Consider the following 23,363-nt stretch of genomic DNA (forward strand, 5'->3'; position numbering starts at 1 on the left):
AAATTGATTTTACAATATGCAGAGGTAAGCATTCCTTATGTCATTGTTAGTATCAATTTACCTGAAGACAGCGTCAGACATCTTTCGAATCTAGGTTTAAAAATAGGCAGTCGTCTTTCATTAGTCTCAAAGACTAAGAATAGTGCCATTATTATGCTAAAATCAAGTCGATTAGCTTTTGATGCCTCTATTTTAAGTAAGATTGATGTCATTGAAAGCCAACAATCGGTTACAACTCTACCCTTATCTAACTTAGCTGTCGGGGAATTCGCCTATATTGATAATATATGTGCACATGCTGAAATCAAGCGTTGCCTCATGGATATGGGCTTGACACGTCACACTAAAATTTTTTTGCGAAAAGTAGCTCCTTTGGGAGATCCGATAGAGATTACTCTCCGTGGCTATGAACTGACCTTGAGGAAATCTGAAGCGCAAATGATTAGTGTCATTAAGATAGACAGCGAGGAAACAAAATGACAGAAATTGCACTGATAGGGAATCCCAATAGTGGAAAGACAAGTTTATTTAATCTTTTAACGAGGACAAAGCAACATGTTGGGAATTGGCCTGGTGTAACAGTTGAGCGTAAAAGTGGCATTGCCAAAAATCATAAAAATATTAAAGTTGAAGATTTACCAGGAATCTATTCGATGTCACCTTATAGCCCTGAGGAAAAAGTTGCACGTGATTATTTACTTAGTTATCATGCGGATGCTATTTTAAATGTCATTGATGCTACAAATTTAGAACGCAATCTATATTTGACGACACAGTTAATTGAGACAGGACTTCCGGTTACAATTGCCCTGAATATGAGTGATGTCTTAAAAAGTCAAGGAAAAATGATTAACAGTGATAAGTTAGCTTACCAGATGGGAGTGCCAGTTGTTGTGACTAGCGCTTTAAAAAATAAAGGTATTGATCAGGCTATAAAAAAGGCTAGTCAGACGACAAAGGATAAGATTGACAGAATCCAGTTTCCTAATTATGATTCGAGGTTTGAAGCTGCAATTTCCCAAATTATTGCCCTGCTTGGTGAGGCAGTCCCTAGCCGATCTAGCCGTTTTTATGCTATAAAGCTGTTTGAGCGGGATCAATTGGTGGAAGAAGCGCTGAACTTATCTATTTCTCAAAAACAAGAGATAAGAGATATTATTCAAATAACCGAAGAAATCTTTACTGAGGATTCGGAATCAATTGTCATCAACCAACGCTACAAGTTTATCGAGAATGTTAGCAATATGGTTCAAAATCAGACGACGAATGATTTTAAAATGTCGATGTCTGATAAAATTGACCAGCTAGTAACCAGTCGTATCCTAGCTTTGCCAATTTTTGCTGTAGTCATGTTTTTAGTTTATTATTTATCCATACAAACTGTGGGAACGATAGGAACTAATTGGGTTAATGATACGCTGTTTGGGAAGTATGTCCCTGAAGCTATTTTAGCTATTTTAAAAGGATTGAACGTACAAACTTGGTTGCAATCCCTTATTATTGACGGTATTGTTGCTGGTCTGGGCGCAGTTCTTGGCTTCTTACCTCAAATCTTTGTTCTTTTTGTTTGTTTAGGAATTTTGGAAGATATTGGTTACATGAGCCGAATAGCTTTTGTTATGGATCGCCTTTTCCGACGCTTTGGTCTTTCTGGTAAATCCTTTATCCCTATGTTAATTTCAACAAGTTGTGGTGTGCCAGGAATCATGGCTAGTCGAACGATAGAAAATGAACGAGATCGTCGAATTACGATTATGACGACAACTTTTATGCCCTGCTCAGCTAAGTTGGCTATTATTGCTGTCATTGCCGGAGCCTTTTTTCCTCACAACCCTTGGATTGCCCCAAGTGCCTATTTGCTTGGGATGGTTGCTATTATTTTATCCGGAATTGCTCTTAAGAAAACGAGCTTTTTAAGTGGTTATACCAGTCCTTTTATCATGGAACTACCAAGTTATCATTTGCCAAGTGCTAAGACGGTTTTGCGATATGCATTTAGTAAGGCGATGAGTTTTGTTCAACGTGCAGGAACAATTATTTTTAGTTTGACGGTCTTAATCTGGTTTATGAGTTCTTACAATTTCAATCTACAAGCAGTGAGTACTCAAGAAAGTATTTTAGCTAGTTTAGGACGGTTCTTTGCTTGGATTTTTACACCACTAGGTTTTGGAAATTGGAAAGCGACGGTTGCTACTATTACGGGACTTGTTGCTAAAGAAACGGTTGTCGCGACCTTAGGGATTCTTTATAACAATCCTGACACTACGGAGAAGACGCATTCCTTATGGACTAGTCTTCAAGGAAATTACACAGCTTTAGCTGCTTATTCTTTTTTAATCTTTAATCTGCTCTGCGCTCCTTGCTTTGCTTCTATTGGTGCTATCAAACGTGAAATGGGAAATAGGAAGTGGACTTTGGTGGCTATTGGCTACCAAACAGGACTTGCCTATCTTGTTAGTCTTGTTTTTTACCAACTTGGCTTAGTGATTTTCTATAGTAAATCCGTGACTCTTTGGACTGTTTTAGCTCTTGTTACAACTTTGGTGATGTCTTATTTTGTTATAAGGAAACCAAAGCGAGCTAAAACACAAATCATTAGTTTAGATGATTTGAACTCTCTTCATAACTATGGAAAGGAATAGGTAATGTCAACGTTTATTATTGCGGTTTTAATTGTAGGTGGAGTTATTTGGGGTATTTATCATTACTTTAAGGGGGAAGGCTCTTGTGGAGATTGTGACTGTTCTTGTCCCGTTAAAGATGAGATGGAAAAATAATTAAAAGTATTTTAGAAAAATTCTTTTCAGGAAGTTTATAGTGCTAAAACATAGGAAAAAGGTGAGCAGTCGATTGCTCACCTTTTTAGTGTAATGGTTGATAAGAAGTAAAGAAAGCATCTATTTGAAGCGATTTTATAGATGGAATAGCTTTTAGAATAATTATTAGTTTACTCTAAAGGGAAGCTTTTCTCTGTGAAAAGTGATATTTATCATTACCTTTATAAAGTTCATAAATAGTCCAAATGAGAAGAAGAATCATAGAAAGCATAACCACGTAAGCAATAGAGTCAGCTACCATAATTTGGTGATGACTTGGGTGATCACCCCAAAATCCCTCGATTTGATCTGGTAACCCTTTCATATTGAGATAAATTAAAGCAATGACAGAAATCCATCCTAGTACTTTAACAAGGAAAGTATTTTTAAAATCATCTTTCATTTCAATTTTGCTATTGGTGAAAATCAGAAGTGGCAGCATTGAAAAAGGGAGTGCAAAGGCTAGAAAAACTTGTGAATTGTTCATTAAGTTGTTAATAGCAATATGCTCTGCTATGGCACTTTTACCACTGGTTAGGAAAACACAAATCAGAACAGGGATAACAGATATAAGGCGAGTAACTAATCGTCGGACCCAAGTAGGCACTTTCATGTGAATAAAGCCTTCCATGATAATCTGGCCAGTTAAGGTACCAGTTATAGTAGAGTTTTGTCCGGAAGCTAATAGAGCAACTGCAAATAATAAGGACAACATACCTGAACTGGCTACATGAGCTAAAATAGAATTACTCATAATACTGGGGTTAGAAAGTGCTCTAAATAATCCAAAAAAGGAGGGATCAGCAACACTTCCTGTTTTAAAAACTGCCACTCCCATGATAAGAAGTAAGGAATTAACAAAAAAAGCAACAGTTAATTGAATATTGGAATCGAAAGTAGAAAAACGAATGGCCCTAGCAATGTCCTTTTTGTTATGATGATCTAGTTTCCGACTTTGAACAACAGAAGAGTGTAAATATAAATTGTGTGGCATAACAGTGGCCCCAATGATGCCTAAAGTTCCGGCGAGAGGTGTCTGTCCGTTTACTGTATGGGTTGTTGAAAATGCCTCAGCACTAGGTACGATTCCCTTAATAACATCACTCCATATAGGATGGGAAAGGGCTACCTGATAAGCGAATACAAAAAATATCACTAGGATTAAAGCGACAACCAAAGCTTCAATTTTCCGAAAGCCTACCTTTGTTAATAGTAATAAGAGTAAAACGTCAAATACTGTTATAAAGACAGCGATTTCTAAAGGAATATGAAATAAGAGATAAAGTGCAACAGCCCCACCTATGACTTCAGCAATATCTGTTGCCATAATAGCTAATTCTGTTAAAATCCATAACACAATACCTAATTGTTTACTCGTACGAGCTCTAATGGCTTGAGCAAGATCCATTTGAGAAACAATACCTAGTTTAGCAGCCATATATTGTAATAGCATTGCAATCAAACTAGACATTAAGATAATTGAGATAAGTAAGTATTGGAAATTTTGTCCACCAGTTATGGATGTTGACCAATTGCCGGGATCCATATAACCGACGGCAACAAGGGCACCTGGGCCTGAATAAGCGAGCAAGGTTTTGAAAAAGCTCATTCCTTTAGGAACATCAATGGTCCCGTTTATTTCTTGTAGTGAAGGGCCATTTGCGTAATTAATAAAACGATTCTTTGGACTTTTGTCATGATCTTGTGAATTCATAGCAGAGTAAACCTTCCTAAAAATAGCAAACCTAACTAATAGATTAAGTAAACCTAATTTTATCTCAAAAATAAAAAATATTCAATATTTAATTTTTATTCTTATCTATCTTGAGGACTTTAAAGAAACAAAAAATAACCCTAAATTTGGACTGTACCCCAATTGTTAGATTTTGTGTCTAACTTTTGGAATGCGGTTCATTCATTGTAGGGTTATTTTTGGATAGTCATAAGTTTCTTTAAAAATTAAAGACATCATTTAGATTTTCGGCCATTGTCGGATGTGTGAAGATTTGTTTTTGTAAGTAGGTATATGGAATCTTGTTATCTATGGCCATTTTAATGAGATTTATTAATTCTGGAGACTCTGCGCTTAATAAGGTTGCACCTAATATAAGGTTTGAGTCTGCATCCACGACTACTTTAAAGAAGCCTCTTAAGTCACTATTAACATGACCTCTCGGCATATTTGCGACCATTAAACTATTTGATTTATAATTCAGTCCTTGCTCTTTTGCCTGGGTTTCATCGATTCCAACTCGGGATAATGGAGGATTTAAAAAGATGGTGTAAGGGATGTTTTGACGCTCCTTAGTTGAATAATCAGTACTCCCATTTAAATAATTCCACACAATTCGTGAATCATCTAAGGAAACATATGTAAATTGTAAGCCACCATTGACATCACCAACTGCGAAAACATTCGGGACAGAGGTTTGTAAGAATTCATCTACCTGAATTGCTCCACGCTCTGTTAATTTAATATCGGTATTTTCAAGTCCAAGACCTTCAGTGTTAGGTTTTCTACCTGTCGCATGGAGAACAGCATCGAACGTATAATCCCCATTTTCAGTTGTTATAATGACATTGTCACCATCATTTTTGACTTCAGAAATTTTTGATTGTAATTCAAATTGAACCCCGTTGTCCGCCATATACTCAGCTACTTTATTTGAAACAAACTCTTCTTCTCTACCTAAGATACGTACTTGTGGATCAAAAATTTGAACATGTGTTCCCATTTGGCTGAATAGGCTTGCAAACTCAAGCCCAATATTTCCGGCTCCAATAATTCCTAATCGTTTAGGTTGAGTTTCAAGATTTTGGATACTTGTTGAGTCATAGACAGAGTTTGATTCCGCTAATCCTTTAATTGGTAGACTATTTGGCACTGCTCCGGTATTAATGATGATAATTTCGGCAGTGAGTTCCTCAGCCTCGCCATTGGCTGAAGTGATTTTAATGACTTTGTTAGAAATAAATGTGGCATCAGCATTAAAAACATCAACTGTTTTGGCGTCATTAAGCATTTTAAAATTTTTAGCCCTTAAACGACTAACAACAGTATGTTTTTCAGTCATGGCTTCATCAAAACCATGACCAGTTTCAATAGAATGAATCAGCACTTTAGTAGGTATACATCCTATATTAATGCATGTACCTCCGTACATTGTTTCATCTTTTTCAATGATGGCCACTTTTTTACCATCAGCTCCAAACTTTGAAGCAAGGGTCTTACCAGCTTTACCAAAGCCAATAATGATTAAATCGTATGATCTCATCACTTGTCCTCCTAAGTATTAATTTTAGTTAAATTATAGCACGATGGTACTTAAGTGTCTTAATTCTGAAATGGTAGGCCCAAAGAATGATGACCCTCCCGACTTTAATAAGTTAGGTATCAATTAGGGAGAGCTATAACTCTTTTGAAGAGGGATCTCTATATTACCTTCTAGAAATAGTTGATTTTATATTTTCCTAAGAATGACTTAAGAATTATTTTATATTTGGCTTAAATTTAGTTTAACTCTGGCTGTTATACTTAGTTCATAAAATAAATAGCCCAAAAGAAAGAGGTAATGGAAATGAAAAACAATAAGCAAACTATCTCAGCTAATGCTACTAACTATTTAAAAGCAGGACTTGTTTCAGCTCTGTTTGCGGGAGGAGTGTTTGTAGCCCTCGGATCAACTCCATCTGTTTCAGCTGCTAGCTATACTGGCAATAAAACGTCTGAAAAATTAACCGATACAGAAATTTATGAACGAGCAAAAACACTTAAGTTGCCAAAATATATTAGAGGTTCGCTTTACGGTAATCTTAACCATAATTCCAGTGTTACTTATCCAAAGGATGAGGATGTTATAGACGAACCAGAAGCACCAAAAGCGCCAAAAGAAACACGACAATTAACCGATACAGAAATTTATGAACGAGCAAAAACACTTAAGTTGCCAAAATATATTAGAGGTTCGCTTTACGGTAATCTTAACCATAATTCCAGCGTTACGTATCCAAAAGATGAGGATGGTTTAGAATAAAGAATAAGCTGAAGCATCTATGGGGAAGACCTAGTAGGTCATAAGTTCTAAAACCTTTATAAGTAAGATTCAAGAATTTATATTTGGAAAACGATTGAGTGCCAATGCTTGTGGTTAAAGAGTGATGCTAACACTGAAAAGTATCATCATTAATGACTAAAAAACTTATTTAAAAGAGATATTTGGTTCAAACAAAAGTTAGTGTTATACTGGAAAAAGTATAACACTAACTTTTTTAATCAAGGAGAATGTATGACCTACAAAATTTTATTAGTGGACGATGAAGTATCAATCACTGATATTAATAAACGTTACTTACAACAAGCTGGCCATCTTGTCACTGTTGCAAGTGATGGCTCTCAAGCATTGGAGAAATTTCGTCAGAATCAGTATGATTTAATTATTAGCGATATTATGATGCCCAATATGGATGGTTATGATTTTATTGGAGAAGTTCTGTTAGAAAAACCTAATCAACCCTTCCTATTTATTACAGCTAAAATTTCGGAGCCAGATAAAATTTATTCATTAAGTTTAGGGGCAGATGACTTCATTTCCAAACCTTTTAGTCCACGAGAACTAGTCCTGCGGGTTAAAAATATTCTTAATCGAATCTATGGGAAGGCTAATGAGTCTGAGTACTTGGTAATTGGAGATTTAAGCATAGATCATAATACTCGAGTAGTTAAGGTAGCAAATCAGAGCCTTAACCTGACCAACAAGGCTTTTGATTTACTATGGATTTTAGCTAATCACTTAAATCATGTTTTTTCAAAAACAGAACTTTATGAGCGCGTGTGGGAAGAAGAGTACTTAGATGATACCAACACTTTGAATGTACACATTCATTCTTTACGCAACGATTTGGCAAAATACAGTACTGATCAGACACCAACTATTAAGACGGTTTGGGGATTAGGATACAAGTTAGAGGAATAAAATGAAACTAAGAACATATATTGTTATCGGCTATTTAGTATCTATGTTGATTACTATCGCTGGATTAATCGTTGGTTTAAAGCAAATGTTTATCACAACCAAGGATATTTCATATATCTTATTGATAGCACTAATAGCCTCTTTGGCGGGGGGGATAGTGAATATGCTGCTCTTGACCAATGTTTTTTCATCCTTAAAAAAACTAAAAGAAAAAATGCAAGCTATCTCTCAAAAAAATTTTAACCGTGACCATCTCATTAAATCTCCTTTGGAATTTAAAGATCTTGAAGGAACTTTTAACCAGATGTCATCAGAATTAGAAGCTAGCTTTGAATCACTGAATGAGAGTGAGCGAGAGAAATCCATGATGATTGCTCAATTATCCCATGATATTAAAACACCGCTAACTTCAATTCAAGCAACTGTAGAAGGTATTCTAGACGGAGTTATTTCCAAAGAAGAGGAAAGAGCTTATTTGAATACTATTTCACGCCAAACCAATCGTTTAAATCAATTAGTTGAAGAATTGCAGGTGGTCAGTTTAAATGACCAAAAACACGAAGTCAAACAAGCTTCCCAAGTTATTTACCTTGAAAAATTACTCATTGAAATTTTGTCAGAGTTTCAATTAACTTTAGAGCGGGAAAATCGAACAGTCAACATTCAAGTGGCACCTGATGTTGTTAAAATAAAAAGCCAATATGACGCACTGTCTCGTATTATCTTAAACTTAGTTAGCAATGCTATTAAATATTCAAAAGTTAATACAGCTTTGACCATTCGGGCATATCGACAAAGTCAAAAAATCCGAATTGACGTGATTGATCAAGGACAAGGTATAAAAGAAGAAGATATGTCCTTAATTTTTAAACGCCTATATCGTGTGGAGACATCTCGCAATATGAAAACCGGAGGACATGGACTAGGTCTCTATATTGCTAAGCAATTGGCCCATCAACTAGATGGAGATATTTCTGTTGAAAGTCAGCTCGGGAAGGGCAGTGCTTTCTCATTGTTCTTACCCGCCTAGTTAAAGTGATGTTTTTCGACCTGGTTTTAAAGAAAAAGAAGTTAATATAGTCTGTCCTAGGAATGAGATCTGGCCCTTGCTTACAAAATGAGTTGAGAAGTACCTCTTTGGAAGCTGCAAAGGGGGAACCCTAAACAAAAACTGGAATTATTTATCATTTTTAAAAAAAGTATAGGTTAAGAATAAAAGTTAAGTTATAATAATAAACAGAGAAAACATTACAAGTTTAAGGAGAACTTTTGAATTGTCAATATCAGTAGTAAATGTAGGAAAAGATAAGACGGACTTTGATTTATTTGTGGAACAACATCCTTATGGAAATCTTTTACAATCGAGCTCATGGGCACAGGTGAAGAATAATTGGCAGTCTTGTCAGCTTGCGTTTTATCAGGATCAAGAATTAGTAGCATGTGCTTCTATTTTGATAAAAAAGGTGATTAAAAATATTAAAGTTGCATACATACCAAGAGGTCCTATAGTTGATTATAAGAATCCGGAGCTTGTAAAGTCTGTTTTTAAAGCATTAAAAGAATATAGTCACAAAGAAAAGTTCCTCTTATTAAAATGTGATCCTAATTTTCTATTTGACAGAGAAAATCTTAAGCAAACAGACTATTGTCAACAGATGATTGAAGAGATGGAAAAAATGGGTTATTCGTGGACTGGTTTGACTTTCAATTTGAGTGACACTATCCAACCTCGTTTTCAGGCTAATAAATATCTAAAACAGGATTCTTTCAACGATTATCAAAAGCATGTTAACCGCCTGACTAAGACGGCCACTAAAAAAGGTGTAGAAATTATTAAGGGCTCTGAAGACGAAGTTAGACTTTTTTCGGAACTTGTTGTTCGAACAGAACAAAGAAAAAATATCCATTTACGAAATTATGATTATTTTAAAAAGATAAAGGATACCTACAAGGACAAAGCAGAGTTTTACTTTGCTACAATTAACATTGATAAGCAATTGGCAAAACAAAAGGAACGCTTGTTGCAATTAGAGAATGATTTAGCAGAAACACCAGGACATCAAAAAAATCGCTTGAAAGAACTTAAGCAACAAAAAGCTTCGGTTCTTAAACAAGTTGATGAATTGACAGCTCTGGCCAAAAATAATCCTAGTCAATTAGTTGTTGCAGGTGTGTTAGGAATACGCTTTGCTACGGGGATAGAGTTACTCTATGCGAGTATGGATGAACGATTTAAACACTATTATCCTCAATACCTTCTAGATACGGAAATTTTCAAGAGATGTCACCAAGAAGGTCTAAGTTGGGCAAATATGGGTGGTGTGGAAGGAAACCTTGAAGGTGGTTTATCTGTTTTCAAGTTATCATTTAAACCAACTATTGAGGAATATATTGGAGAGTTTAATTTATCACCTAATCAGCAACTCTATCGATTAGGTAAAGATGCCTACAGGATTTACAAAAAAATAGCCAAAACTATAACGGTTAAAGCATCAAAAAAATTATCACTAAAAAAAGATCAAGGTAAACATTAAAAATCTGAATAGCAGCCTAGCTTTATCGAAAATAGGTAAAAAGTACTATTAACGGCAAAAAAATGTAGTTTCTATTATAAAGAACGCTAAAAGAACCGAGCTCTCTATAGAGAACTCGGTTCTTTGTTTGGCAATAGCCTGGAGGCAATATTGAGAAAGTTATAACGACTTACTCAACTTGTGACTATTTTGATTTTAGCAGTTGTCTCCGCAGTGATAGTAATCAGTTGGGTCAGTGTAATACATCGAAAATAGCGATTTTTAGGATTTGGCTTCAAATGATGGTTAAACGATAGTTAGTACTAGACAATAAACGTCTTAATCCAGAGATTTAATTTGTTCTTGATAAGCTTCTATCATGCTCCATACATTTTTCTGGTTGATGTCAAGTTCGTTATCAAAAGAATACCCTAAAATTGTATGTGCTCTTGTATCTCCGGATACGAGAATAAAGCCTGTTGGAAAGAGAGAATAGATGTATACTTCACTACTTGTATGATCACTATCCAAAGGATAAATTAACTGCCGTATGCGCACGTTACCTTTATGTTGTGTATGTTCTTGACAGAATATCTCAGCTTCGTGACGCGCTTGCGCTTCTGTTCTAACAAAATCAATGCCCATATTAAGGTTTGATTCCGACAACAGCGCTTTGATAGTCGTTAAAGCCACCAGCGCCTCCACCAGTACCAAGAGAAGAAGGGTTTAGAGCATCTAATCTGAAGAAACCATCAGCGACTCCGCCCCAGCCCCAGTTAACATGGTAGAAGTCATTTCCGTCAGAACCATCGATAACGAATGCATGGCCACCTAGTGTACCAACACCTTGGTAGTATACTGGTTGGTTTTGAGTCAATTCATTATCAATTTGTGCTTCCCAATCTTCTTTACTGTAACTATTGCGTGAAATTTGGTGAACAGATTGAGCGTAGCCGAAGTTTTCTTTTAAGGCTTTTTGAACGAGAGGACTACCTGAAGAACCACTAGATGGGCCGTAGTCCATATCTACTGAAATACCAACATCAGCCATTAATTCTGAAATAGCTGTTTTTTGAACATCGGATTCCCTTCCATTGTAAGAAGGTAAAATGTTGTTCCAGTTGTATTCTCTGGTAGAAATAGCTGCATATAAAGTCTTAGGATGATTGAAGTATTTATTAGTTGGGTGTAGTGTATAAGTGTGGTCTTTCAATCCTTTGTTAGGGTAATTATGATATTTCATAATTTGAGCTGTTGCAGTAGCCACGCAACCTGTAGCTGAATGTTGTCCTATATATTTTTCTTCTCCGGGTAGTGCTTTTTCTATAACAGGTGTTAACAGATTGTAAGGGTTACCTTGGTTATAGTGAATACCTTTAGCATCTAGTAGAGAGTTAACTACTGGTTGTTTAATATTAGTAGTATCTGTGTATGGGGTATCTATTTTTTTATTTTCTGTAATTTGTTCGGCATAGCTTTCAATAAAGGAAGCAATATTTTCCTTACCACTGGCATCGAATGAACCTTTTGTAGAATAGCCTAAAATCTCTGGAGAACGTTTATCTGCAGAAACAATAACGAAACCACCGGTAGAAATATTGTAGACATACATGTTAGAGTCGGAAAGTTTATCCCCTAATGTTACTTTGTCCAATTTAATATTTTGGGTATCTCCCCCAGCTTTAGCTTTGATAGAGTCATTTTTTTCAATAAATGTGATAGCTGAATTTTTGGCTTCTTGTTCGTTACGACCAAAGTTTTCAGAAGCAAAAACTGGATTAGAAAGGATAAATCCACTTAATGTTAAAATACTTAATAGCTTAATACCTAATTTCTTTTTATTCATGATTAATACCTCCGTAAAATAAATGAGTCTAATAAGTTAATTTCTAACAGTACATTGGACACACCTCCAAACTTAAAATGAAGCCGTCTAATATTTTCGTTTCTAGCTGAAAATATCTTTTGGCTTATAAATGAAAGCACTATTAACAATGATGGTTTCTCCTTACTATTTAGGGGGCCTTGAATACCTCAGTGTCACTCTACTGGTGATTGGCAAGTTACACAGGGCTGAATAATAAGAAAGTGAGTAAATAGTTTTTTTAAGAATCACCCTTTTCAAGGCTCGTTTTATTGCTAAGATAATTTGGTATGGAATAGATTTATAACTCCTTGAAAGGGAAAGTTTTTGAAACTATGGCCTAGAGATTAGGTAACCGGTTTCGTAACTACATCTTAACCTTCTGAAGATGAACTTCTTTTTATTATTATCAATAGTTAAAAAACTTAACTTTTTAGTAGTTTTCTCATTCCATCAACTAGAAATCACAACGTTTTAATACTGATTTCGGGCAATAATGACCTCTTATAGTTGACAAGGAGGTTGAAAATACTGATAATAATAAGTAAGCCAATTAACATATCAGTCAATGCTTTTAGTTGATTCTTTACTCTTAACCACCATCATTTTCCACTGTACCTATAGAAATAACAATAACAACCACATAACACGTACCTCCTTTTAAATTCCTTTTGGCTATATATTAAAACAGAATGGGATTGAATAGACAATTTGTTGCGCATTATGTACAATAGTAACGTATTTTTGACATAAATTAAGGAGGCTTAAAATGGAACTTGGCGAAACTGTCGAATTTATTAGGCATTCAAAAAATATTCCCATTAAACAAGTTTGCGGTGATTACTTAACTAGACAGACTTATCACCGCTTTATAAAGAATAATCTTGACATTTCTTCTACAAAGCTAATTTATATCTTAGATAATCTAAACGTAAATGTTGATGAATTTCTCTTTATTAGTAATAACTTTAAAAGATATCAAGAATTTATCGACATGGATACGGCTAAACATTACTTTGAAAACCAAGATACAACAGGACTACATCAGATTCTAACTTCATATAAAGATAGTAAGTCGACAAAAGAAAAGAACCTCTTTGCTTTAGTAAAGGTTTTATTAGCTATGTTAACTAATGAAGATTGCCTTAAAGAGCGACTTTACCTATCAAACTATCTTGTTAATATTGAAACCTGGAGTCACTATGAAACGGTACTGTTTAATAACTGTATGTTTATTTTTGATTCTAACTTCATCGAAATTATTTTTTCAAAAGTTATCCTAAACCTTGATAAGTACAATACACTTAGGTGCTATGGAAATGAATCTATTAGAATGTTCGTTAATATGCTTATCCTATTCATTCAAAGGCAAGAGTACCAAAAAGCTGCCGAAATTCTAGCGCAGATTAAAAATTATAGCCTAAATGAAGATTGCATATATGAGAGGTGTTGTATCGCCTTTTTTGAAGGTATCATTGATATCATACATGGCAAAGAAGGAGCCGAGCGAAAATGCGAAAAAATATTACAAGTTTTTGAACTATTGAATTGTAAAACAATCCATAAAATGTTTAAGGCATATTTAAAAGATATAAAAAATAAAGTTAAATATGCTTAAATATCGATTTAAACACTAAAAGATAAAGCATTCTTTTATAGAAAATACAAGCCACCTTTTTAACAAGTTATCAGCCACTATTAAATTGTTAGTATATTTCAGAGTAGCTCAACTTGGAGTTGCTAAAGTATTTTATAGTTTTAGAAGAGACATCAAGATACAAAAAAGCCTTTATAAAAGGCTTTTTTGCATGACTTGGTAAACTAAACTGATTTAGTGAAGGTGACTATTAAAATCAAGGAAATTATGAATATTATGAAGAAGTTTTTTAATTAAATCATTATAAAATGTTGACAATTAGATTAATTAGCGTTAATATTAACTGGTTAACAACCGGTTAATAACTAGTTAAAAATTTTATGAAGGAGTCTTATGAAAAAAATATTTTTGACTTTTTTTCTGTTAGTTACTTTGTTTGCAACTTCTGCTTGTCAGAAGGCAGTAAAGCCTAGTTCTAGTCAGCATGGACTATCTATTGTGACAAGTTTCTACCCGATATATGCTATGACAAAAGAGGTCTCAGGTGACTTAAATGACGTGAGGATGATTCAGTCTGGTGCTGGGATTCATTCCTTTGAACCCTCAGCTAATGATGTAGCAGCTATATACGATGCAGATTTATTTATTTATCATTCACATACTTTGGAATCTTGGGCAGATGATCTGGATTTTAATCTGAAGAAAACGAAAGCTACTGCGTTTGAAGCTTCAAAATCATTAACTTTAGATAGAGTTAATGGATTAGAGGATGTTGAAGTCAAAGAGGGAATTGACCCAGCAACCTTATATGATCCTCATACTTGGACAGACCCTGTTTTAGCTGGAGAAGAAGCACTGAATATTGGAAAAAAATTGAGTCAAATAGATCCGGATAATTCAGAATACTATACTAAAAATGCTAAGTCATTTAAGCAGAAAGCAGATCAATTAGCTGAGGAGTATCATAAGAAATTCAAATCAGTAAAGGCTAAGAATTTTGTAACTCAGCATACAGCCTTCTCTTATTTAGCAAAACGTTTTGGATTAAAACAATTAGGCATTTCAGGGATTTCCCCAGATCAAGAGCCATCACCACGTCAACTAACTGAGATTCAAGCATTTATTAAAGAGTATAAAGTGAAGACTATTTTTGCTGAGGACAATGTTAGTCCGAAGATTGCTCATACTATTGCTAAAGCAACTAAAGCTAAAGTTAAAACTTTGAGTCCGTTGGAGTCTGCACCACGTGGTGATAAATCGTATCTAGAAAATCTTAGGAAAAATATGGAAGTTCTTTATCAAAATTTAAAATAAAAGGAGATAGGATTTGAAAAAGAAATATATCTACACTAGTTCAGCAGTTGCTATTTTACTAGCTAGCCATATAGGGCTTTATCAATTAGGTAAGCTTCAAGCTGATACAAACCATAAGGATAACAAAATTGCATATGTCAATGATATCAAAAAAAGCACGCAAGCGTCTAAAAAAGATAAAACCATGGATCAGATTAGCGCTGAAGAAGGTATCACTGCAGAACAAATAGTAGTTAAAATTACCGACCAAGGCTATGTTACATCACACGGAGATCATTTCCACTTTTACAATGGTAAAGTGCCTTATGACGCAATTCTTAGTGAAGAATTAGTAATGACTGACCCTAATTATCAGTTTAAACAATCTGACGTTGTTAATGAAGTTTTGGACGGCTATATTATTAAGGTAGATGGGAAATACTACGTTTATCTCAAGCCAGGAAGTAAGCGTAAAAATATTCGTAGTAAACAGGAAATAGCTGAGCAGGCTGCCAAAGGAACAAAGGAAGCAAAAGAAAAGGGTCTAGCTAAGGTATCTCATCTTAGTAAAGCAGAAGTTGTAGCGGTTAATAAAGCTAAAAGCCAAGGGCGTTACACAACTGATGATGGTTATATCTTTAGTCCAACTGATGTGATTGATGATTTTGGTGATGCCTATTTAGTTCCGCATGGCAACCATTTCCATTATATTCCTAAAAAAGATTTATCTCCAAGTGAATTAGCAGCCGCTCAGGCCTACTGGAATCAGAAAAACGGTAGAGGCTCGCATCAGACTGATTACCAGCCATTCCCGTTCCCAAATCCAGCTCCTCATAGAGGCTCAACTTGGCATAACTCTCCAAATCATGGTCCTCATAACGGCAATCATGGCTCCTCTTCACATAGACCAAATGGAAACTCGTCTTCTGATAAGCACAATAATAAAGATTTTGAGGGTAAATCATTTAAAGAGCTTTTAGATTTATTGCATAGTATGGATTTAAAAGATCGTCATGTTGAATCAGATGGACTGATATTTGAACCAACACAAGTAGTAAGAGCTAATGATTTTGGTTATGTTATTCCTCACGGGGATCACTATCATATTATTCCTCGTAATCAATTGTCAGCTTTGGAAATCTTGTTAGCTGACCGCTATTTAGCAGGACAAACGCACGACACTCCAAAACCACATCAACCAGATAAAGATAAAACTAAAAAAGTTATTCATACATTTTTAGGACATTCTATTATAGCTTACGGTAAAGGGCTTGATGGTAAGCCTTATGACACTAGCGATAACTATGTCTTTAGTAAGAACTCTATTTATTCTGTTGATAAATCCGGAGTAACTGCTAAACACGGTTCTCACTTTCACTATGTGGGATTTGGTGAATTAGAACAAAATGAACTGGATCAAGTTGCAGAATGGTTGAAAGCCAAAGGTCAAGATAAGGAATTAGCAAAAGCTTTGGGGCAATCAGAAGGAAAAGAGAAGTTCCCGTTTGATGCTAAAAAAGTCAGTCTTAAAGTAGTTAATAATGGTAAAGTTGGTTATATGATGACTAAAGATGGTAGAGACTATTTTTATGATCGTGAACATCTTGATTTAACACAGATTGCTTTTGCAGAACAAGAACTGATGCTCAAAGATAAAAATAACTATAAATATGATATTAAAAATGATGGTATTGAGCCAGCACTACTGGTAAATCTTGATAGTTTACCAATGCATGTTGGTAATGCCTCTTATGATACAGGAACTGAATTTATTATTCCTCATATTGACCATATCCACGTGGTTAGGTATAGTAATTTATCAAAAGAACAGATTGCTACAATCAAGTATTTAATGAGTCATCCAGAAGTTCGACCAGAACCATGGACTCAGCCACATGGTAAAGGGGAGAAGAAAACACATACAGAACAACCTAAGTATATTGTTAATGTCACACCAGTGGAAAAACGTCAAGGTCTGCCAAACTGGATGGTTATCCATTCAGTAGAAGAAGTTCAACAAGCACTTAAAGAAGGCCGCTACGCTACTACGGATGGTTACATTTTCAATCCTCACGATATCCTTGATCCAAAGACATTTGTTTGGAGAGATGGCTCCTTCAGTATTCCTAGAGCAGAAGGTGGCTCTTTAAGGGCTATCAGGAAAAATGACCTATCTGAGTCTGAGTGGCAAAAAGCTCAAGAATTCGTTGCTCAGAGAAGAGCTTCAGATGCTGCACGTGAGAAAAAAACAGATAAGAAATCACCGACTGAAAAATCACCCGAAAAATCATCTGAAAAAGCAGTTGCTCCAAGCGTGAATCCGGCCCCTAACGAAGATAAAAGTAATGAAGTAAGGACGACCGTTCCATTGCTAAAAGAGGAAGAAAAGAATCTTCCGGAAGTGAGCAAACCAGAGAAGGTCCAACCTTCAGAAAGTAATAGTTCAACCAATTATGGGTTGGATAGTGGCACCCTACAGGCTCATATCGCACAATTGGCCCAAAAAGAAGGAATTGATCCTAAACAGATGACTCTCCTACCAACTGGTGTTCAATTTACTGATAAAACTGGTCATCTCGTTCTATATGATATTAAAACCCTACAAAAAATCGGTTAATCTGGCTATTTTTGAAAGAAGGTGACTTGATAAAAAAGGCCATGTTAAAAAACACTTTTTTAAGTCATTAGCCCAAGTAGATCAAAAAAGGGATGCTTTGTCTAGGGGAATCAATAGTTTCTAACAGTATATTGTATAACTTTAGACATAAGGTTATAGCATCATAAAAGCAGGAATTAAGGATTAATTCCTGCTTTTGTTATAAAATATTTCAAAAAATATCAATAGCTCAGGTATATGAATTAATTTAAGAGTTATCTAGTTCAACAGTATTTTATAATCTATTTAGAAGGCTCATTAATTCTAGTTAGTGTGATAAAATGAAATCAGGATGATAAGGTAGATGAGAAGTGAACAGGAGACAATTCATTTAATACGGAGCATAGCTCAATTGGATGATAGAGTTGAGGCAGATAAAACAGCTAGCAAAACCAACTCAACTAGAAAAGCAACATAAGACTTAACCATGGTAACTATCAGTCAGCGATGATTCTTATGAGAAGTTCTCAAAAACTAGTTAAAGAAAAGCCTTTTAATATTTTTTGATAAAAGGAGTTCTATGACCACAACATTATATTTTATTCGCCATGCTGAACCGAATTATGGTAACCATAATGATCGACTAAGAAAATTGAGTGATAGAGGGGTAAAACTTTAGTGGACAAATTCTCTGTAATTTCGATTGATTAATTCTATGGTAGTCCTTTGTCATTGGCGCAGATGGGACTGCACTCCCAACAATTATTAATTATTATAAACCAGAGTTTGGTTTTACAGAATTTGCTGCAGTCAAGCATCTATTTCCGTGATAGTTAAGTTTGAATTTAATGGCATAGAGCTAGAGAAAATAAGCACTTTAGACGAATAGGCCGAAAAAATTTATCTAGTGTAACGAGAGTTACGAGCTAAATGTAAAAAAAAGCCGCTTAGGTGTATTTCTAAGCGACTTTTTATTGTGTTAGTTTTTAGGAGTTGCAGTACCAGTCAAGTAATCGAGATTAACGTTAGGAGCAGAATTTTCTAAGACTACTGTTATAACACCATTTTCATCGATACGTTCTTTATCGCTGTTTAATCTTATAGGTAGTAACTTACCAGATGCATCAATACCAACATATTGCAATTCGATTTGACGAGGAAGGAGTTCATTACCTTGATAGATTGGGGTTACTTTATAGTCTAACCAAAAATCAGGATGTAATGCAAGCCAAGAGTCTAAACGATTTTCATAGTATAGCATACCGTCAGGATTACTGTCGTTTGTTCCAGTATAAGCTCCGGTATTTAGCCAAGCAGTCATAGTCACTAGGTTTCTAGGCTCATCATTTAAGCCGCAGAATTGATAGCCAACTAAATGACCACGGTTCATTACCCATGCTTTTTTTGTTCCATCTCCATATGGAAATTGATAGTTATGCCACCCTACAGGGTCATAATTTATTTTAGTACGTTTATCTTTTGTTTCATGTCTGTCTTGAAGTTGTATGTGCGAAGAAGTAGCGCGGTGTAGATTATCTAATTCATTAAGTTGTAGTTGATACTGCCCCGTAAATGGAAGTATTTTATTCGATATAGAGCTCGGAGAATGCGAGTTTGCGTGTGCTACGTTTGGATAGGTCAGTATTCTATCGGCGTCAACGCTTGTCGTCGTTATAGAAAGGGAAAGTAATAATAAAACAACAGTAAGCAAACTTGTCTTTTGTTTAGATAATTTCATGATAACACCTAAACCTTTCCGATTTTAGCTTTTAGAGTGGATCAATTATTGCACTTTACTAGTTAAGTATACCACTTTTAATTAAAAAAACATGACATTAATAAAATTAATTTAATACAAATATTGCTCTAAATGTTCTTTTATTTTAATTTTATGATCAAAAAAACGCTTCCATATAACATATTTTTATAATAATCACTTTTTAAAAAAATCTTTCTGTCATCAACGAAAAAATTGGGGGGAGAAATCGTCATGGTCAGATTATTGTAATTTTTCCTACATTTGTCCATCTGCTGTAGTAAATCTTTCAATATCAACTAAAAATTAAGTTAACTTAATTTTTATATTACAAACAATAAAATAAAATTATTCGGCATATCTAAATTTATCTTGAAAGCTTCTAAACTTTGTGTTACTATACTTACTAAGCGGAGCCTTAGTAAGTTCCACTCGATTCAAGAAAGTTTCGTTTAACTTTATAAAACATGTGGGGGTGAAGTAGGAGATGACTTCCTTCCAGAAAACAGAAGACATTACCAGAAACATCCCAATTGTGGTCGAATTTTGATAAATCAGTGCCCCTATTGGGAGGCTTTTTTGGTGCTCGAAATCATGTCATTTTCTTATAGATTTAAAAAAGGAACTAAATTGTAGGGTTGATGATAAAGAGACAGAGAACTGTGGCATCAAGCACAAAAAAGTATCAGTCTGGAATAGTTTAAGGATGCTATTACCAGTCAATTATGAGTGGAAAAAATTGGCTTTTAGAAAGGTTTTACCACAATGAAAAAACATATTAAAACGATTGCCTTGACTCTTACTACAGTATCTGTAGTTGTTCACTGCCAAGAGGTTTATGGCTTGGAAAAAGAAGAAGTGCCAAAGCACGCGCAGACTCCACCAACATCGCATGATGATTGGTTTGAAGAAACTGACCGTAGAGACAATCTAGATGGCAATAAAGAATTATCTTCTCTTGATTCAACTGTTACCGATTTATTTTCTGATGAGAGTAGTTCGCATCCTCAGGCAATAGCAGAGGTTACTACCAAATCAACTGAAGAACCTTCTGAAAGAGTAAAAGAGGAGAAAGATCAATCTGCAGCAAAAAGCCAATCTGAAGTCAAAGCTGAACAAGACAAAGAAGCAGATGTTCCAGATAAGAAGGATACTTTACCATCTACTTGGGAAGTAACAGATTTTATCACTAGGGGGGATACTCTTGTTGGTTTTTCAAAATCAGGAATTGAGAAATTATCTCATACCAGTCATCTCATTTTGCCTAGTCAAGCAGCAGATGGCACGCCTTTAACCCAAGTAGCTAGTTTTGCATTTACCCCAGATAAAAAAACAGCAATTGCAGAGTATACAAGTAGGTTAGGAGAAAATGGAGAGACTAGTCATTTGGATGTTTCTAAGAGAGAAATCATTAATGAAGGTGAAATCTTTAATGCTTATCTGATAACTAAGGTCACGATTCCAAACGGCTATAAGCATATAGGCTCAGATGCTTTTGTAGATAATAAAAATATTTCTGAAATTAACTTACCAAATAGCCTTGAAAGCATTTCTGACTATGCTTTTGCCCATATGTCTTTAAAACACGTAACCTTACCAGATAACCTAAAAACCATTGGAGAGTTAGCATTCTTTGATAATCAGATTACAGGTAAACTTTATTTGCCTATGAGGTTAACTCGCTTAGCAGAACGGGCCTTCAAATCGAACCACATTCAAACAATTGAGTTTGGTGGAGACAAACTAAAAAGCATAGGAGAAGCTTGTTTCCAAGATAATGCTTTGACAAATGTGACCTTACCTGACGGTTTGGAAAAAATAGAATCAGAAGCTTTTACAGGCAATCCAGGGGATGACAGTTATAACAATTATGTTGTTTTATGGACAAAGTCAGGTCAAAATCCTCATCAACTTGCGACAGAAAATGTTTATATCAATCCAGATAAGTCTTTACGGCATGAGAATCAGGATCTTGATTATAGTAAATGGTTGGAAGAAGATTTTACCTACCAAAAAAATGTAGTTACTGGATTCTCCGCTAAGGGCTTGCAAAAAGTGAGACACAATAAGTCTTTAGAAATTCCCAAGCAGCATAAGGGAATAATCATTACTGAGATTGGGGATAATGCCTTTCGTAATGTTGATTTTTACAATAAGGCCTTACGGAAGTATGATTTAGAAGAAGTGAAATTGCCACCTACTATCAGAAAAATTGGAGCTTTTGCTTTTCAATCTAATAGTCTCAAAACATTTGAAGCTAGTGAAAATTTAGAAGAAATCAAAGATGGTGCATTTATGAATAATCGTCTGGAGATTTTGGAGCTAAACGAAAAACTTACAACAATTGGTGATGCAGCTTTCCATATTAATCATATTTATGCTATTGTTATTCCTGAATCGGTACAGAAAATAGGGCGTTCAGCCTTTCGGCAAAATGGTGCACAGAACCTGATGTTTATGGGAGATAAGGTTGAGTCTCTTGGCGAGATGGCCTTTCTCTCAAATGCTCTTGAGAGTTTGGATCTTTCTGCGCAAAAGCAACTAAGAGAAATTCCTATTCAAGCTTTTTCAGACAATGCACTAAGGGAAGTTATTTTGCCCCCAGCTCTTCAATCAATCCGCGAGGAAGCATTTAAAAAGAATCATCTGAAAGAATTGAATGCTTCATCGACACTATCCTATGTTGCCTTTAATGCGTTAGATGAAAATGATGGTGACGATTACTTTGGTAAAAAAGTGGTGGTTAAAACGGTTGATAATTCACACCCCTTAGCAGATGGTGATCATTTTATTGTTGACCCGACAAAATTATCAAAAACCACAACAGATATTGAAAAAATATTAAAAAGAATTGATCAGCTACCTTATCAAGAGCTTCGTCAAACAACCCAAAATCAGTTTAAAGAAATAGCTGCTGCAGGCAGAATATTACAGGCCAAAAAGAATCTTAGTCAAGGAGAGAAGCTGAAGTTTATTCAGGAAGCTCAGCTCTTCCTTGATCGTCTTTTACTAGACAGACTCTTAGCCAATGCAGAAAAAGTCCTAGTATCTAAAAAAGGAGCGGAGAATACTCGCCTTCTTGAGAGAACTGCTGACAAAGCTAGATTAGCGTATAATAACAGTGCTGTTAAGAAGTCTAAACTTAGACGTTTAGAAAAAGAGTTGGATTTGTTGACAGGTTTAGTTGAAGGGAAGGGGCCTTTAGCGCATGCGAAAATGGTTCAAGGTGTTTACTTGTTAAAAACCCCCTTACCTTTACCTGAATATTATATTGGTTTAAATGTCTATTTTGATCAATCGGGAAAGATAATTTATGTGCTTGACATGAGTGATACAATCGGTGAAGGTCAAAAAGATGATTATGGTAATCCGATTGCGAATGTAGACGAAGATAACGAAGGGTATCACGCACTAGCGATAGAAACTTTGACAGATTACGAAGGACTTAATATTAAAGATATTTTGGAGAGCAATCTTGATCAGCTTAAGTCTATTCGCCAAGTTCCACTGGCAAGTCATCATAGAGTTGGAATTTTTCAAGCTATCCGTAATGCAGCTTCAGATGCAGAACAATTAATACCTAAAACGGATAAGCACCATCAGCAATCAAGGCCAACTTATTCGGAAAGATCAAAAGCTGGCGATTCTCAAGTTCATTCTGACAGGACTGAATTACAATCCAGCCAACAACTCATTAAGTCGCATCTTTCAGGACTACTGCCTAAAACAGCTTCTGAAAAGAATCTGATTTATGGCGTTTTAGGTTATCTCAGTCTAGCTCTGCTTTTTCTAATAACCCTAGGGAGAAAAGGAAGTGTTTCAAAAATCTTTAACACTAGCGATAGCACCCAAAAAGAAGTCCAAGGTGAATGACCGTGGGCAATAATTGAATAAACAGTAAATAGATACCTTAAAAAGCCTTAGATACTCGAAGGCTTTTTAAAATTTTCTATGC

General features: G+C 35.2%; 16 protein-coding genes. 11 read left to right on the forward strand and 5 right to left on the reverse strand.

Features of this window, described 5'->3' with window-relative positions; genetic code table 11:
• Nucleotides 1-3: 3 nt before the first annotated feature.
• The 3 genes from DQM45_RS01215 to DQM45_RS01225 are packed head-to-tail and all read left to right on the forward strand — an operon-like array spanning nucleotide 4 to nucleotide 2,777.
• Entirely contained in the window at nucleotides 4-480 is a 477-nt protein-coding gene (locus tag DQM45_RS01215; RefSeq protein ID WP_003084571.1) for a FeoA family protein, read from the forward strand.
• Nucleotides 477-2,642, forward strand: coding sequence for a ferrous iron transport protein B (gene feoB, locus DQM45_RS01220; RefSeq protein ID WP_003083865.1), 2,166 nt, complete (start codon nucleotides 477-479; stop codon nucleotides 2,640-2,642). Before DQM45_RS01215 ends, feoB begins: the two co-directional genes overlap by 4 nt.
• A 3-nt stretch (nucleotides 2,643-2,645) precedes the next feature.
• Nucleotides 2,646-2,777: a FeoB-associated Cys-rich membrane protein gene (locus tag DQM45_RS01225; protein ID WP_003085140.1), complete on the forward strand. Its 132-nt coding sequence runs from the start codon at nucleotides 2,646-2,648 to the stop codon at nucleotides 2,775-2,777.
• Nucleotides 2,778-2,952: 175 nt separating this feature from the next.
• On the opposite strand, the gene DQM45_RS01230 is transcribed toward DQM45_RS01225, so the two are convergent.
• The gene (locus DQM45_RS01230) at nucleotides 2,953-4,530 is read right to left on the reverse strand and encodes an Nramp family divalent metal transporter (protein ID WP_003082678.1); all 1,578 of its coding nucleotides are present in this window, start codon (nucleotides 4,528-4,530) and stop codon (nucleotides 2,953-2,955) included.
• 238 nt (nucleotides 4,531-4,768) lie between these two features.
• Nucleotides 4,769-6,091 (reverse strand): FAD-containing oxidoreductase, encoded by a 1,323-nt coding sequence (locus DQM45_RS01235; protein WP_003083495.1) that lies wholly within the window; start codon nucleotides 6,089-6,091, stop codon nucleotides 4,769-4,771.
• A 303-nt stretch (nucleotides 6,092-6,394) separates the two neighbouring features.
• Here DQM45_RS01235 and DQM45_RS01240 point away from each other — a divergent pair, with 303 nt between their 5' ends.
• The 4 genes from DQM45_RS01240 to DQM45_RS01255 all read left to right on the forward strand — a co-directional run bounded on the left by DQM45_RS01240 (nucleotide 6,395) and on the right by DQM45_RS01255 (nucleotide 10,323).
• Nucleotides 6,395-6,850 carry a hypothetical protein gene (locus DQM45_RS01240; RefSeq protein WP_003085544.1) on the forward strand — a complete coding sequence of 152 codons (456 nt, stop codon included), beginning with the start codon at nucleotides 6,395-6,397 and terminating at the stop codon, nucleotides 6,848-6,850.
• A gap of 252 nt (nucleotides 6,851-7,102) precedes the next feature.
• Nucleotides 7,103-7,789, forward strand: a complete 687-nt coding sequence (locus tag DQM45_RS01245) for a response regulator transcription factor (protein WP_003084269.1) — start codon at nucleotides 7,103-7,105, stop codon at nucleotides 7,787-7,789.
• Between the two features lies 1 nt (nucleotide 7,790).
• Nucleotides 7,791-8,819, forward strand: coding sequence for a sensor histidine kinase (locus tag DQM45_RS01250; protein WP_003084816.1), 1,029 nt, complete (start codon nucleotides 7,791-7,793; stop codon nucleotides 8,817-8,819).
• 244 nt (nucleotides 8,820-9,063) lie between these two features.
• A complete protein-coding gene (locus DQM45_RS01255; RefSeq protein WP_003084279.1) occupies nucleotides 9,064-10,323 on the forward strand; it encodes a peptidoglycan bridge formation glycyltransferase FemA/FemB family protein in 1,260 nt (419 codons plus the stop codon).
• Between the two features lie 318 nt (nucleotides 10,324-10,641).
• On the opposite strand, the gene DQM45_RS01260 is transcribed toward DQM45_RS01255, so the two are convergent.
• On the reverse strand, nucleotides 10,642-10,947 hold the full coding sequence (locus tag DQM45_RS01260) for a Spi family protease inhibitor (protein ID WP_003086051.1): 306 nt from the start codon (nucleotides 10,945-10,947) through the stop codon (nucleotides 10,642-10,644).
• Nucleotide 10,948: 1 nt separating this feature from the next.
• Entirely contained in the window at nucleotides 10,949-12,148 is a 1,200-nt protein-coding gene (locus tag DQM45_RS01265; RefSeq protein ID WP_003083607.1) for a C10 family peptidase, read from the reverse strand.
• A 787-nt stretch (nucleotides 12,149-12,935) separates the two neighbouring features.
• Between DQM45_RS01265 and DQM45_RS01270 the strand changes: the two genes are divergently transcribed.
• The 3 genes from DQM45_RS01270 (at nucleotide 12,936) to DQM45_RS01280 (ending at nucleotide 17,673) form a co-directional block, all read left to right on the forward strand.
• The gene (locus DQM45_RS01270; RefSeq protein ID WP_003085770.1) at nucleotides 12,936-13,784 is read left to right on the forward strand and encodes an Rgg family transcriptional regulator; all 849 of its coding nucleotides are present in this window, start codon (nucleotides 12,936-12,938) and stop codon (nucleotides 13,782-13,784) included.
• A 372-nt stretch (nucleotides 13,785-14,156) separates the two neighbouring features.
• Complete coding sequence (locus DQM45_RS01275) at nucleotides 14,157-15,077, forward strand: metal ABC transporter substrate-binding protein (protein WP_003083381.1); 921 nt, start codon at nucleotides 14,157-14,159, stop codon at nucleotides 15,075-15,077.
• Between the two features lie 13 nt (nucleotides 15,078-15,090).
• Nucleotides 15,091-17,673, forward strand: a complete 2,583-nt coding sequence (locus DQM45_RS01280; protein ID WP_003085629.1) for a pneumococcal-type histidine triad protein — start codon at nucleotides 15,091-15,093, stop codon at nucleotides 17,671-17,673.
• 958 nt (nucleotides 17,674-18,631) lie between these two features.
• Here the strand turns inward: DQM45_RS01280 and DQM45_RS01290 are convergent.
• Entirely contained in the window at nucleotides 18,632-19,390 is a 759-nt protein-coding gene (locus DQM45_RS01290) for a DNA/RNA non-specific endonuclease (protein WP_003085041.1), read from the reverse strand.
• Between the two features lie 783 nt (nucleotides 19,391-20,173).
• Here DQM45_RS01290 and hupY point away from each other — a divergent pair.
• On the forward strand, nucleotides 20,174-23,281 hold the full coding sequence (gene hupY, locus DQM45_RS01295; protein ID WP_003085418.1) for a leucine-rich repeat adhesin HupY/LrrG: 3,108 nt from the start codon (nucleotides 20,174-20,176) through the stop codon (nucleotides 23,279-23,281).
• Nucleotides 23,282-23,363 lie beyond the last annotated feature (82 nt).

Origin of the sequence: Streptococcus porcinus, assembly GCF_900475415.1 — a bacterium.
Classification (GTDB): domain Bacteria; phylum Bacillota; class Bacilli; order Lactobacillales; family Streptococcaceae; genus Streptococcus; species Streptococcus porcinus.

What these genes read in the sequence shown, in the direction of transcription:
- feoB (WP_003083865.1), top strand. Translation starts at nt 477, where the DNA reads ATGACAGAAATTGCACTGATAGGGAATCCCAATAGTGGAAAGACAAGT.
- DQM45_RS01225 (WP_003085140.1), top strand. Translation starts at nt 2,646, where the DNA reads ATGTCAACGTTTATTATTGCGGTTTTAATTGTAGGTGGAGTTATTTGG.
- DQM45_RS01230 (WP_003082678.1), bottom strand. Translation starts at nt 4,530, where the DNA reads ATGAATTCACAAGATCATGACAAAAGTCCAAAGAATCGTTTTATTAAT.
- DQM45_RS01235 (WP_003083495.1), bottom strand. Translation starts at nt 6,091, where the DNA reads ATGAGATCATACGATTTAATCATTATTGGCTTTGGTAAAGCTGGTAAG.
- DQM45_RS01240 (WP_003085544.1), top strand. Translation starts at nt 6,395, where the DNA reads ATGAAAAACAATAAGCAAACTATCTCAGCTAATGCTACTAACTATTTA.
- DQM45_RS01245 (WP_003084269.1), top strand. Translation starts at nt 7,103, where the DNA reads ATGACCTACAAAATTTTATTAGTGGACGATGAAGTATCAATCACTGAT.
- DQM45_RS01250 (WP_003084816.1), top strand. Translation starts at nt 7,791, where the DNA reads ATGAAACTAAGAACATATATTGTTATCGGCTATTTAGTATCTATGTTG.
- DQM45_RS01260 (WP_003086051.1), bottom strand. Translation starts at nt 10,947, where the DNA reads ATGGGCATTGATTTTGTTAGAACAGAAGCGCAAGCGCGTCACGAAGCT.
- DQM45_RS01265 (WP_003083607.1), bottom strand. Translation starts at nt 12,148, where the DNA reads ATGAATAAAAAGAAATTAGGTATTAAGCTATTAAGTATTTTAACATTA.
- DQM45_RS01270 (WP_003085770.1), top strand. Translation starts at nt 12,936, where the DNA reads ATGGAACTTGGCGAAACTGTCGAATTTATTAGGCATTCAAAAAATATT.
- DQM45_RS01275 (WP_003083381.1), top strand. Translation starts at nt 14,157, where the DNA reads ATGAAAAAAATATTTTTGACTTTTTTTCTGTTAGTTACTTTGTTTGCA.
- DQM45_RS01290 (WP_003085041.1), bottom strand. Translation starts at nt 19,390, where the DNA reads ATGAAATTATCTAAACAAAAGACAAGTTTGCTTACTGTTGTTTTATTA.
- hupY (WP_003085418.1), top strand. Translation starts at nt 20,174, where the DNA reads ATGAAAAAACATATTAAAACGATTGCCTTGACTCTTACTACAGTATCT.